Below are 13745 nucleotides of genomic sequence, written 5' to 3'. Positions count from 1 at the left end.
GAAAAATTTTTGTAGGAGATGTTGCTGTTGGTGGCGGCTCTCCTATTTCTATCCAATCAATGACAACAGCGAAGACAAGTGATGTAGAGGCTGTAGTTAAGCAAATAAAGGCACTTGAGAAAGAAGGATGTGACATTTCAAGGTCGGCTATAAATACAATCGAAGATGCTAAGGCGATTCCTAAGATAAAAAGTCTTACTCATATTCCTTTTGTAGCGGACATCCAATTTGATTATAAGCTCGCCCTTGCAGCAGTAGAAAATGGTTGCGATTGTTTAAGGTACAACCCAGGCAATATAGGAGGTAGAGATAAGGTTGCCCTCCTTGTTGAAGAGTGTAAGAAAAGACAAATTCCAATAAGGATTGGGGTTAATTCTGGTTCGATTTCTAGAGAAGTTATTGATCGCTTTGGCGGCGTTAACAAGGATTCTCTTGTAGCAAGTGCTCTAGAAGAGGTAAAAATCCTAGAAGACATGGATTTTCATGACATAAAAATTTCTGTAAAATCTTCTGATGTAAATACCATGATTGATGCTTATAGTCTCTTGTCATCCAAAGTCGATTATCCTTTGCATCTAGGAGTGACCGAAGCAGGACCACTTTACCAAGCTCTCGTCAAATCATCAATTGGAATAGGATCTCTCCTTAAAGACGGAATTGGAGATACTTTGAGGGTTTCTATCACAGGAGATATTGTTGAGGAAGTAAGAGCTGGCAAGGCAATTTTAAAGGCTCTTGGTCTTAGACGTGATGGGCTTGATATAGTTTCTTGTCCGACTTGCTCCCGTACAAGTGTTGATTTGCCAAATATAGTAGCAGAAGTTGAAGAAAAATCAAAAGGTCTTGATATCAATGCTAAGGTTGCCATAATGGGTTGTCCGGTAAATGGACCTGGCGAATCAAAAGAAGCTGACTACGGGATTTCTGCCGCAAAAGGCATGGGATTTTTGTTTAAAAATGGCAAGACTGTTAAGAAAGTAAAAGAAGAAGAGATAGTTGATACCTTGATTGAAGTTTTAAAAGAAGAGAAAAATGAAAATTGACCTGGCAAGATTAATTAATGTAGAAAAAAATTTATATACTATTGTAAGTGCGATTTTTTACCAAAAAGAGAACCTACTAGATATAAAAATAAAATCAGAAAATCCACTTGATTCTGCTCTTGAGGAAGATTTGAGGGAATATTTTGATTTTGTTGACCTTAAAATTTCCTATGAAAAAATAATAGTAAAAGACTTTGACGACTATATCCCAGAATATGAAGGCGAATTTGAATACGAAGACGTACCTGATAATCTTAATGACTTAGTTTTTAGGGATGAGAATATTTCAGAGCCTAAGCCAAGAGAAAATGCGTCTTATTATTCAGCTAAGGGAAATTTTGGAAATGACAAAGCTAGTATCATAGATATTAAAGAAGATTTAGATGAAAATTTCTCTAAGGATTTGCGCCAAGATGACCTTTTGAAAAAAGAGTCGGAAAGCGAGGAAGAAATTCCAGTTTCTATGGGAAATAAATTTGAAAATTCAATCTCAGAGGAAGAAGCTATTAACGAAGAGGTAGAAGAAAGAGAACCTGTCGAAGATGACGAAGAGCCTGCTGATGATGAGAGTTTTCAAGATGAGGAAAGTTCACAAGAAGACCTTAGTAGGCAAGCAGGAGAATCTTCAGCTTTTGACGATTTAAAAAGGGCCAAGGAAGCCCAACTACAAAGGAAAATTGCCCAAGCTTTAAATTATCAAACCAAGCAAAAGGAAAAAGAAGAGGCTAAGAAGACTGATGGCCTTAACTTTGGAAGAAAAATCAAGGCTGACCCTATCCAAATCGAGGATATATACGACAAAAAAGGTATGACAAATTCCCTAATTGGAACCATTTTTGGTCTTAACTGTAATGAAACAAAATCTGGTTATTTTATTTATACTTTCGATTTGGAAGATAAGACTGACGCAATTTCCTGCAAACTTTTTGCCAATAAGAAGAATAACTTCAAATTAGAAGAATTAAAGGAAGGGATGGCTGTTCAAGTTGAGGGAGTTTTAAACTTTGATGACTTTTCCAAAGAAGATGTTTTTATGGTTAATTCTCTGACAAATGCTTTGATTTCAAAGAAAGTAGATTTGGCAGCAGATAAGAGATTTGAACTTGAACTTCATTCAAAATATACCAACCTAGACGGCTTTGTGGATGACGGAGTCCTTTTAAAAGTCCTCAAAGAGTGGGGTTGGGATACAATTGGTATTACCGATACCGAAAACCTCCAAGTATTGCCTTATGTTTATGATACCTATAAGAAAAATGGAATCAGAGTTCTAAATGGCGTGGAACTCCTCCTTGTAGAAGATGATTTAAGGATTTTGACAAACCTTTCGGATAAGGAAGTGCCAAGCTTTAAAAACCTAGAAGATGGGTCTTTTGTGGTTTTCGATATAGAGACTACAGGCCTTCTAAAATACAGGGATGCTATTACAGAAATTGGTGCTGTCAAAGTAGAAAATGGAGAAATAACTGAAACTTACAATCAACTAATAAATCCAGAAAGAATCCTACCTGAAAAAATCGTAGAAATTACAGGTATTACTGATGCAATGCTAGCTGATAAGCCAAAAATCGCAGATGTCTTGCCAGGATTTTTAGAATTTGTTGGGAATAGTCTAATTGTTGGTCAAAATACAGATTTTGACGTTGGTTTTATAAGAGAAAACGCTAAGAGATTGGGGCTTAAATTTGATCCAATATACTTAGATACCCTTCCAATGGCTCGTGCACTTTTTGATGATATGGGAAAATTCTCACTTGATAAGATTGCAAGAAAGCTTGATATACCAGCCTTTAACCACCATAGGGCAAGCGACGATGCCAGAGCCACTGCTCAAATATTTATCAAGATGTATAAGATGATTATGGAAGAGGAAGACCTTGATATTTCAAAGATTAATACTCTAAAGACAAACTATCCAAAGGCAAAGCATGAAACTTTTTCTGCCCTAGCTTTTGCCAAGGATAAGACTGGTCTTAAAAATCTTTATAAGTTAATTTCAGAATCAAGGATGAATCACATGGCAAATGGCGAAGCCAGAACACCTATGTCTATTCTTGAAAAATACAGAGAAGGTTTGGTTTTAGGTGGTGGCGGAGCAGAGGGTATGCTTTTTGAATATATCCTAAATGATAGAAGTGATAGGCAAATAAAAAAAGTACTAGACCTTTTTGATTTTTATCAGGTAGAGCCGGTTTCTATGTTCTTGGATAAGGTAGAAAGTGGTAAAATCGACTCCCTAGCCCAAGTTAAGCAAATAAACCAAAAAATAATTGATTTTGGAGAGGCTAATAAGAAGTTAGTCGCAGCCACAGGTGGGGTTAGATACCTAGAACCAGGTGATTACAAGCTTAGAAATGTACTTAAAAAAGGATCTTTCTTCTTCTACAAGGAAAATAGACCTCTATACTATTTGAGGACTACAGATGAGATGCTAAAAGACTTTGCTTATCTTGGAGATTCTAAGGCCTATGAACTTGTAATTAGAAATCCAAAGAAAATAGTGGCCACTCTTGAGGATATAAGGCCAATTCCTCACGGAACCTTCCCTCCAAAAATCGCAGGTTCTGAGGAAATGCTAAGGGATACTTGCTTTAAAAAGGCCCACGAAATTTACGGCGATCCTTTACCAAAAATTGTCCAAGACAGGCTAGATAGGGAGCTTCATTCAATTATTTCAAACGGTTACGCAGTTTTATATATCATCGCCCAAAAGCTTGTAAAAAAATCAAATGAGGATGGATATTTGGTTGGATCTAGGGGTTCAGTTGGGTCATCTTTTGCGGCAACCATGGCTGATATTACAGAAGTAAACCCACTTTCACCTCACTATATTTGTCCATCTTGCAAACATTCAGAATTTTTTGAAGAAGACTTGTTAGGATCTGGTATAGATTATCCAGACAAAAATTGTCCAGTATGTGGTACACCAATGCACAAGGACGGTCACAACATCCCATTTGAAGTCTTTTTAGGTTTTGAAGGTGATAAGGAGCCTGATATAGACTTAAACTTTGCTGGCGAATACCAACCTACTATCCACAAGTATACCGAAGAGCTTTTTGGTGAGGGCAAGGTCTTTAGGGCAGGAACAATTGGAAAAATCCAAGACAACACTGCCTTTGGTTATATAAAAAAATACATGGAAGAAAATAACCTAAGCCTAACAAACGCTCAGGTAAGGAAACTTCAAAGGTGCCTTAAAGATGTAAAAAGATCAACAGGTCAGCACCCGGGTGGTCTTATAGTTGTGCCAGATGATATAGAAGTTTTTGATATTTGTCCAATCCAATATCCAGCAGATGACCCAGCTAGCGGCAATAAGACCACACATTTCCCATACAGGGTTATGGAAGAAACCCTCTTGAAGCTGGATCTCTTGGGTCATGATGTACCTTCTGTAATCAGAAACCTCCAAGACCTTACAGGGACTGACCCACTAAAGATTAAGATGGACGATATAGATGTTATGAAAATTTTCTCATCTACAGAGCCACTTAAAATCAAGCATGATTTTTCAAATAACGATATAGGCACCCTTGGCATACCAGAATTCGGAACAAATTTTGTTCGTGGTATGCTTAAAGATACCTATCCTAAAAAGTTTTCGGAGATGGCGAGGATTTCTGGTTTATCTCATGGTACAAATGTGTGGTTAAACAATGCCCAAGACCTAATCAAGTCAAACACAGCAGACTTTAATGAAATTATTTCAACCAGGGATGACATCATGAATGCCCTTATCCAAGAGGGCCTTGATAAGAAAAAGTCCTTCATGATTATGGAAAAAGTTCGTAAGGGCAAGGGCCTTAGCGAAGAAGAGATTGATTATATGAGAGAAAATGGGGTTAAGGATTGGTATATAGATTCTTGTCTCAAGATAGCCTATCTTTTCCCAAAGGCACACGCTGTTGCTTATTGCTTGATGAGCTACAGGATTGCCTATTATAAGGTTTATTATCCTGAAGCCTTCTATGCATCATATTTTTCATCAAAATTAGGAGACTTCACTTACTCAACAATTCTTTCTGGTCTTGAGTCAGTACAGATGGCGCTAAACTCTTATAAGGAAATGTTTAATATAAGCAAGAGGGATAGTGATTTAAGAACAGTTTTAGAAGTAGCTGAAGAAATGCACGCCAGGGAGATAAAAATCACAAAGGCTGATATTTACGAGTCAGATGCTACAAAATTTTTGATAAAGGATGGACAAATCCTTCCACCTTTGGCTGCAGTTGATGATGTGAGCGAGGCTATGGCGAAGGATATAGTAGAAGAAAGGACAAAAGGAGACTTTATTTCGATTGAGGACTTGATGGCAAGGACTTCGGTTAATAAAAATGCTCTCAAGAGCCTAAAAGATTTGGGAATTATAAACGGTATCCAAGAAGAAAATCAAATGAGTCTTTTTGATGGCTTGTTATAAGAAAAAACTGTTGGAGAGAAGTTTCGCTTCTTCCAACAGTTTTTTTAACCGTTAATTATTTTTAATTCTTTCACCATATCTATTTTTGAAATTTTTCTCTTTTCTAAAAATTGGACTATGATAAAAATTACTAAACTAAGGGCAATGGCCTTAGTAAAACTAGAGATTGGGATAATTATCTCAACATAGGCATCTAATTTTGTGATAGCATGCTTTGTCATAGTTTTAATTAAAAAGTCCATGACAGGTATCATTATTATTTCAAAGACAAGAAGGATTAGGAAGATAGGATTTGTATAAACAGCTGTACTTTCCCTATCTCTCACCCCAAAGACTTTTAGGTAAGAAATATTTGTCTTTGACTTATCTATGATTAGGCTTGTAACCAAATAGGAAATGATAAGGTAAAAGGCGAGGGTAATGACTAGGAGACTATCAAAGACACCGCCAAAAGAATCTAGGAAGTGTGCCATAAATTTATTCATTTCTTCCTTGTCAATTTCACTAACTAGGAGATTTTTATCTATACTTAGTTTTTGCTTTGATCCGTAGGCGTTGAAATAATCCTTGTTTTGACCAAGAATTTTATTTATATTTTCTCTTTTGCCGAGGATTTGAAATTGGTTGTTGGACTTATCTATTGATTTTATCTCAAGTTTTACCTTTTCATAGTTGAAATTTTCTATAACTTCGATTTTATCACCTACTTTTAACTTATAAACCTTGGCGAGACCGTTTGAAATTATTACATCTTTCTTATCCAAATCTTTAATATCCAAGTCCTTGTATTTTGAATCGGAATCCACTCCCAGACATGGGACTTTTTTCATATTATAAGCTACTAGGTCAAAGTTTGTCATAGAAATCTTATCAGCCTTGATGTTTGGATCAGGAGCCTTTACTATATAGGTATGGTCATATTTCATAGAATTTTTAACCTTTTCTGCATAGTCTATAAAAATAGGCTTTACTCCTATAGAATAAATCAAGAGGATATTGGCAAGGCCTATACCAAAGATTAGGCTAATAATATTTAGCCTATTTGCAAGGAGAACCCTCAACCTAAATTTATTAATAAAGGTGAATTTATCTAATCGTACTCTCATTCTCGCCCTAGGTGATTTGATTGTATTTCGCAAAAAATCAATGGCCTTGTGGCTAAGAGACTTACTTATTACAAGATAGTTGATTATTAAATATATCAATAGTGGAATAAGGCTTGTTAGCATAAAGGACCTAAGGTTAAATGAAACCACGAATTTTGGTAGGTCGTAGGACTTGTAGTAGAGGCTTGTATAAGTCTTGTAGGCAAAGGTATAGGCAATGATATTGCCGATTAGACAGGCGACTAGGGTGATAAATATAGGCATTAGCATATAAGATTTTCTCAGCTCACTTTTTTTGTAACCTGAAGCGAGGAGAGTGCCAATTATTGGAGCTTCTTCTTCGATAAGACTTTTAACTTGGATGGCACTTATAAAGGCAATGGCTATAACCAAGACAACCATAAGTGATGTCATCATTGGCACATCACCGCCCATGTCTTCAATAAAAAACCTGATGCATTGGTTGTCAAATTTTAATAGGGAATCAGTGACCATATTTTTTTTATTTACAATTTTTAGCAAGTCTTTTTGCTTATCTTTTGCATCAGCCTTTGTCAAGTCCTCCTTATCATGGTAGGAGTATTGGTAGGTAATTTGTTCTGATAGGTCTTTTAGAGAATTTTTTGCCACAAGACCTACTCCAAAAAATCCAGGGTCCATGACAAGGTCACTATTGTTTTTAAGAAGGGTGGAATAATCTGGAAGAGCGATAAGACCAACTATTTTATAATCTTTCCTTTCAAGTCTTATCATATCTCCAACTTTTAAATCATTGGCCCTGGCATAATTTGCAGAAAGAGCAATTTCGCCCTTCTTTTTGGCAAGGCTTCCTGTGAGGATAGATGGGATATTTATTTTTTCCCTATTTTCAAATATTCTAAGGGTTTTATTATCACCAGCCTTTGCCTGTAGGTAGAAATTTTCGGATAGGTTTATATTTTTCTTTTCCAAATCTTTAATACTTTGGTCATCTAATTTATCTAGGCAAGTAAAATTCCCATCCTCAACCCTTCCCTTGTCAATAAGTTCGTAATACAACTTTTTTGTTGAGTCTTGGGCAGTAAAAAATGATGAAGAAAAAATAATTATAAAGATAAGAGCAAGGAAGATAGGCAAGACCCTGGAAGGATGAAAGTAAACTTGCCTGTAAGCTCTTTTGTAAATTGGGTTTTTCATTACCAGGTCACATCCTTTGCTTGAATTTTTTTATCGTTTTTGACATATGACTTTACCATGCCATTGTGGATATTTAGGATATAATCGCACATTTTACTTATTTGAATGTTGTGGCTAGCTATAAGGATGGTTGACTTATAGGTCTTATTCATTTTTTCTATTAAGGACAAAACTTCCTTAGCGCTTTCATAATCTAGTGCACCTGTAGGCTCGTCACAAATTAAAAGCTCTGGCCTTTTGATAAGGGCTCTGGCAATAGAGGTTCTCTGTGCTTGACCACCCGAAACTTCATTTGGATACTTATAAAGTTGATCTTTTATTCCCAAGTCTTCGACAAGGTTGTTTATATCAAGAGGATCTTTTGCCAAAAATTTTCCTACTTCTATATTTTCTAAAATATTTAGGTCGCTAATTAGGTTATAAAATTGAAAAACAAAACCTAACTTATCACGTCTATATGATTCTAATTCTTTTTTGCTCATGCTGGCAAGGTTTTCCCCAGCGATATTAACTTCGCCTCTATCGATAGTTTCAATACCACCGATAATATTTAGTAGGGTGGACTTACCAGACCCAGATGGTCCTAGGATGCAGATTATTTTTCCATCTTCTATTTCAAGGTCAATATTTTTTAGAACATCAATCTTAGCTTGACCTTGGCCATAACTTTTGCACAAATTTTTTATTTCAATCATAAGTCCTCCTTCGCAACTGATAATCTATATCAATATTATAACACGATTAAAAATTGCCTACAATAGGAAAGTACAATCATAAAGGGTTAAATGCACATAAAAAAGCTAGAAAATTATAAAAAGGTCAGAGGTTTAATTCGTGAAAGATTTTATAATTTTTCTAGCTTATTTATCTAAGGAAGTTATTTGTTTTTTTATAAATTTGCCACAGGCTCTAGCAATTTCGGTTGCTTTGTAGATTTTAATGAAATTATTCCTGTAAAGGCTTTTGGTATTTTCATCATGGTCACCATTTATGATTGCTGCTAGCTTGAGGCCCTTTTTTCTAAGAATGGCTAAGTTTTTCTTTGCGTCAGCAAGACCTATTTGATCTTGGTAGGGTTTATTGAGCCTAAATCCTTTACTTATTAGGGGCTTTATGTCTTGGGGATTGGCATCTGTAATAATAAGGCCAAGAGTAGATTTGATATCCTTATCTAGGATTGCTCCATAGGCACGGAAGAAAAGTCCGTCCCTGTTCCAACCCATAGCCTTAAAACGGAAAATTTTCTTCATATCAGCTTTTTCATCGTAGTCTTTGAGAATAGTTAGGATAGTAAAGTCCCCAACGGTCTGAAAAGATATGACCCTATTTAAGATATTGTTGTTTTCCAATGATTTGGCTAAGATGTAGGCTTCGATGGCGACTTCAGACTCCTTATCAAGGAGGGAGGCTGATCCATCAACTATGAGGTCAACTTTCATGGATGGGTCAGAAACTAAGGTTTTCTTATTGAATATCCTAGCCTTATCGGTAATTTCAGCCTTGTATGCAAGCCTAGGCACAAGTCTGCCCCTTGAAGCAAGGTCCTCATCAAAGGAAGAGCTAAGATTGAGCTTGAGTTTTATTTCTTTAGACAAGACAGAAATGGCCCTAGTATAGGCAGTCTTATTTTCTTTAAATTTTAAGAGGTGTCTATTTATGATTTTTTTATTGAGAACTTGGTCGAGGTCCTTATCATTTTCTGTAATTCCTCTTGTATAAAAAAGTCTTGACTTTTTGTGACTGTCGGTGCATAGGTCTCTTTCTATTCCAAGCCTAATATTTTCGCTAAAAAGAGATTTACCAAAGGTTTTTTCTATGTAAGCAAGGCTTTCTCTGCGTTTTTTGATTTTAAAATTTAGTATGAGGCTTCCAAGAGCTAAAGATTTTTGACTTTTACCAGCAAAACTTGCCGGCATATTTGATCTTTCAAGGCTTACCATGCCTGCACTTTCAAAAAAAGACAAATTTAGTGATGGAAATTTTTTGAGAAAGTCATTTTCCCTATAAGATAAATAAGTTTTAAAAAGATTAACAACTCTTTTTTCCAAATTAGACTCAATAGTATCGCAAGGAAGGTATAAATTTTTATAAAGGTCTAGGTCTTTTTTTGAAAGCTTTCCATAATTAAGACCCAAAATTTCCTTCATTCTGATAAGCTCAAGCCTATAAATTGTATTTTGTCTAAGGGCAAGGCTCCTTCTTTGTAGATCATATCTGTCATCTAGGAATTTTTTTGCATAGACCTTTCTAAGAGACTCTAGGATAGGCCTTTGGCCAATTTCTTTTTTGTAGGCAAAGTCTTCTAGGATATAAATTAGGGCAAGGTCATACCTGTCACGTCTTGGATTGTAGGCCCACAAGTCAAAAAGATTTCGTATTGCTTTTTCGCCTAGGTATTTTATAGCTATGCCAATAATTAGGTTAAGATAGAAATCGGGATTCCCGTCAATATTTTCTCCTATAATAAAATTCTCAAAATTGTAATTAGTAGCGCCCGCCCATTGAAGGTTATTTATTCTATTTTCATGAAGTTTTTTCTGGTTTTTATTCATTTGTAAGATCTTTTTTGTAAATATTATCAGAAAACCTCGATTTTAATAAATCTTCTATCAAATCAGCTTCATAGTCATCGAAAATTTTGTTTATTAGACAAAGTCTTATTGCTTCCTTAAATTCGAGTCCTTCCTCAACTAGGTCAAGGGCATCAAATATTCCTCTTAGGTCAGGGGCGGTGTTTGTTATTTCGTGGGCATCTGCCTTATCAATTAGGTCCTTAAAAAAGTTTGACAAATCATTTATAAAAACTTCTTTGAGCTCTGGGTGGTGGTCTTTGATTAGTCGTTTTAGGTTGTCAACAGAAATCCTTGGCATTTTGATAATAGCAAACCTTGATAAAAGTGCTTCATTTAGGTCACGAGTACCTTCGTAGCCATAGTTCATTGTTGCTATAAAGCGAGTGGCAGGGTTGACATTAATAAGCTTGTAGCCTGGTACATCAATCTTTCTTCTGTAATCAAGAACAGAGTGGAGGACTGCCATGGCTTCGTTTTTTGCCATATTTATCTCATCTAAGATAGCAAAACCACCATAGCGGCTGGCAAGACTTATGGGTCCTTCCCTAAATACAACGTCGCCTGATTTTAAGGTGTCATCGCCGATTAGACTTGAGGCATCAACGCTTACATGGAAGGAGATGTTCCACATAGGTCTAGAAAAAATGTAGGATAAATTTTCTGCAAGGACATTTTTGCCGGTAGACTTATCTCCAACCAAGAGGAGATTTTTACCAGCAAGAATGGCAGCAATGGCTTCTTCTAAGACTGTATTTCCTAAATATAAAAATTTTGGATTAGGAATCCTGTCTTCTAGGTCTTTTTCAAGAGGATATTTATTTTTAAAGTCTTCTATATTTTTATAAAATCTATCCATTTTATCTCTCGATTGTGTTTATTTCTGTTTTTATATAAAGTTTTTTAAATGAGCCAATTCCAAAGGCAGAAATCTCAATTTCCATATCATCTTTCACAAAGGAAAAGAAATTTGGGTTGATATAGATATCTACATTAGAATCTGTATATTTTTTGTAGGCATCCTTATTGCCTATTAGCTTTGTTGAAACGTCAAAATCCACAGTCCCGATAGTGCAGCAAGTTTCCTTGCTATCAAGGTCTGGATTAATAAATATTTCTTTAATATGTTTTTTATTGGCAAAATCTTTTGCCTTTTCAGTTAAAATAAAATTCATAAGCCCTCCTGAGTTTATTATATTAAAAAAGAGTGGCATTAGCCACCCTCTTTTTTATCTTAATCTAAAATTATAGATTCAATTCGAGCTCTATTTTTCTTGCCTAGTTGTATTACACAAATTACATACAAAACAGTAATTACTGCTGCTACTGGGTAGGCAATAGTGTATGGTTGCCTAAATCCGATTGGGTCTGCATTTATAATAAATGAGAATACTACGAAGCAGTAAAATGCACCTGGTATTAAGGTGATTAGGTAATTTTTATTTGTGTACATTAAGTAAACACTTGCAACTGCAAGGGCAAAGATAGCAACGAATTGGTTTGTAAATCCGAAGTATCTCCAAAGTAGGTTGAATCCATCTGGGTTAATTTTTGCAAAGTATAGGATACCTGCTGCTGGAATAAATAATACGGCAGCAAGGACTGCTCTCTTAGCAGGATTTCTTTGATCGATATTCATTTCTTCAGCGATTATTAGTCTTAAAGATCTGAAAGCTGTATCACCAGATGTGATAGGAAGTGCTATTACACCGATAATGGCAAGAAGTCCTCCAATATTACCCATGAAGTATTTGGAAATATTACCAACCATGATTGTACCAGGAGTATCAAGAGCACTTTCTCCAGAGGAGAATAGAACCATAGCTCCAGCTGCCCAAATCATAGCTATAAAACCTTCGGCTATCATTGTAGAGTAGAAGGTCATCCTAGCTTCTCTTTCAGACTTAACTGTCCTAGAAACAAGGGTTACTTGGGAACCGTGGAAACCAGATAAGATACCACAGGCAACTGTAATGAAGAAGGCTGGGATGAATTTTTGTCCCTTTGGATGTTGGGCAAGAAGTCCTTGACCTTCGAAAGCTAAATGTCCGCTACCACGGGTTAAGATACCAAATAAAACTCCGATAGCAGAAATGATTAGGAAAGCACCAAAGATAGGATAAATTCTACCGATTACCTTATCAATAGGCATTACTGTAGAAAGTATGTAGTAAGCAAATATGACAGCGTAGATAATCCAAATAACTGCGCCTTGTGGGTCTTTTCCTAAAACAAACTTAGCAATTAAATCTCCAGGGGTGTAAACAAATACAACACCAGTTAGAAGAAGTAGGATAGCGATAACTACGTTATAGAATACTCTAACGCCACCACCTAAGTACTTACCAACGAGTTTTGGTACTTGGCTACCACCGTTTCTCATAGAGATGAAACCTGTCATAAAGTCATGAACAGCACCTGCAATAACGCAACCAATAGGAATGGCTAAAAAAGCGATAGGGCCAAAAAGGATACCTTGGATAGGTCCTAAGATAGGTCCTGTACCTGCTATATTTAGTAGGTTAATAAGCCAGTTTTTGGTCTTGCTCATAACTACGAAGTCGACACCGTCGGCTTTTTTGACTGCAGGAGTTTCTCTATCATCTGGTTCTAGTTGACTTTCAACATACTTTGAATAGAAAAATCCTCCTCCTAATAAAATAATAAGTCCAATAATAAATAGTGTCATTGTGTCCTCCTTTATTTATTATCATATCTTTATTATAGAATAATTCTAAAAATAAAACAAGACTTATATGCAAATATCAACACCACAACCATTTTCATAGATACTAGTTATAAATAAAATATAATACAAAAAATAAGTTCTTGCTTGCTTATTATTTATTTTTAAAAAGATTGATATTTATTGATAAGAAAGTATAGTATGCTTAGTAAGAGTGGGGCGGAAATTCCACTTTTTTTTGATGTTAGGGGAGAATTGAGATGGATTTATTAGAAAAATTAAGAACTGCCTTAGAAGGCGAAATAGAAAATCTCGGTTATGAGCTTGTCGACCTTGAATTCGTAGGTGGTAAAGACGGTCATAGGTTGATTTTCTATATTTATAAGGAAGAAGGAATTACAATTGATGACTGTGAGAGGGTTAGCGGATTTCTTGATGAGAGGCTAGATGAACTAGACTTGATTAAAAATTCTTATTACCTAGAAGTATCCTCTCAAGATTTATCTAGACCGCTAAAGACAGATAGAGACCTCATTAGAAACAAGGATGAGCTATTAAAGATTAAGCTAAAAAACGGCGATCCTATCCTTGCAAAGGTGAAAGATATCAAAGAAAATTCTATAGTTTTTGCCCAAAAAGATGGCGAAGATATTGAGATAGATAAAAAAGATATCAAGGAAATTAAGATAGAGATAGTGTTCTAAAAGGAGATATTATGAACAAAGACTTTATGTTGGCCCT

The 13745-nt window shown here is 35.6% G+C and carries 9 protein-coding genes; 3 read left to right on the top strand and 6 right to left on the bottom strand.

Features of this window, described 5'->3' with window-relative positions:
- Both ispG and RQ893_RS05120 read left to right on the top strand, forming a co-directional pair.
- On the top strand, positions 1-1043 hold a 1043-nt coding region (gene ispG / locus RQ893_RS05125), incomplete at its 5' end, for a flavodoxin-dependent (E)-4-hydroxy-3-methylbut-2-enyl-diphosphate synthase (RefSeq protein ID WP_311481976.1).
- Positions 1033-5466, top strand: a complete 4434-nt coding sequence (locus RQ893_RS05120) for a PolC-type DNA polymerase III (protein WP_311481975.1) — start codon at positions 1033-1035, stop codon at positions 5464-5466. The genes ispG and RQ893_RS05120, both read left to right, overlap by 11 nt.
- Before the next feature lie 44 nt (positions 5467-5510).
- On the opposite strand, the gene RQ893_RS05115 is transcribed toward RQ893_RS05120, so the two are convergent.
- The 6 genes from RQ893_RS05115 to RQ893_RS05090 form a co-directional block, all read right to left on the bottom strand.
- Positions 5511-7748, bottom strand: coding sequence for an FtsX-like permease family protein (locus RQ893_RS05115; RefSeq protein WP_311481974.1), 2238 nt, complete (start codon positions 7746-7748; stop codon positions 5511-5513).
- Positions 7748-8443: an ABC transporter ATP-binding protein gene (locus RQ893_RS05110; RefSeq protein WP_311481973.1), complete on the bottom strand. Its 696-nt coding sequence runs from the start codon at positions 8441-8443 to the stop codon at positions 7748-7750. The genes RQ893_RS05115 and RQ893_RS05110 overlap by 1 nt, the downstream gene beginning before the upstream one ends.
- Positions 8444-8608: 165 nt before the next feature.
- Positions 8609-10300, bottom strand: coding sequence for a VWA domain-containing protein (locus RQ893_RS05105; protein ID WP_311481972.1), 1692 nt, complete (start codon positions 10298-10300; stop codon positions 8609-8611).
- Complete coding sequence (locus tag RQ893_RS05100) at positions 10293-11177, bottom strand: MoxR family ATPase (RefSeq protein WP_311481971.1); 885 nt, start codon at positions 11175-11177, stop codon at positions 10293-10295. Before RQ893_RS05100 ends, RQ893_RS05105 begins: the two co-directional genes overlap by 8 nt.
- Before the next feature lies 1 nt (position 11178).
- Positions 11179-11493: a hypothetical protein gene (locus RQ893_RS05095; protein WP_311481970.1), complete on the bottom strand. Its 315-nt coding sequence runs from the start codon at positions 11491-11493 to the stop codon at positions 11179-11181.
- Between the two features lie 59 nt (positions 11494-11552).
- Entirely contained in the window at positions 11553-13007 is a 1455-nt protein-coding gene (locus tag RQ893_RS05090) for a carbon starvation CstA family protein (protein ID WP_311481969.1), read from the bottom strand.
- A gap of 257 nt (positions 13008-13264) precedes the next feature.
- On the opposite strand from RQ893_RS05090, the gene rimP reads away from it, so the two are divergent.
- Positions 13265-13708, top strand: coding sequence for a ribosome maturation factor RimP (rimP, locus tag RQ893_RS05085; protein ID WP_311481968.1), 444 nt, complete (start codon positions 13265-13267; stop codon positions 13706-13708).
- The last annotated feature ends 37 nt before the right edge of the window (positions 13709-13745 follow it).

Origin of the sequence: uncultured Anaerococcus sp., from assembly GCF_963510915.1 — a bacterium.
Classification (GTDB): domain Bacteria; phylum Bacillota; class Clostridia; order Tissierellales; family Peptoniphilaceae; genus Anaerococcus.
The sequence above is the reverse complement of the archived record's forward strand: the minus strand, read 5'-3'. Positions and strand labels throughout refer to the sequence as shown.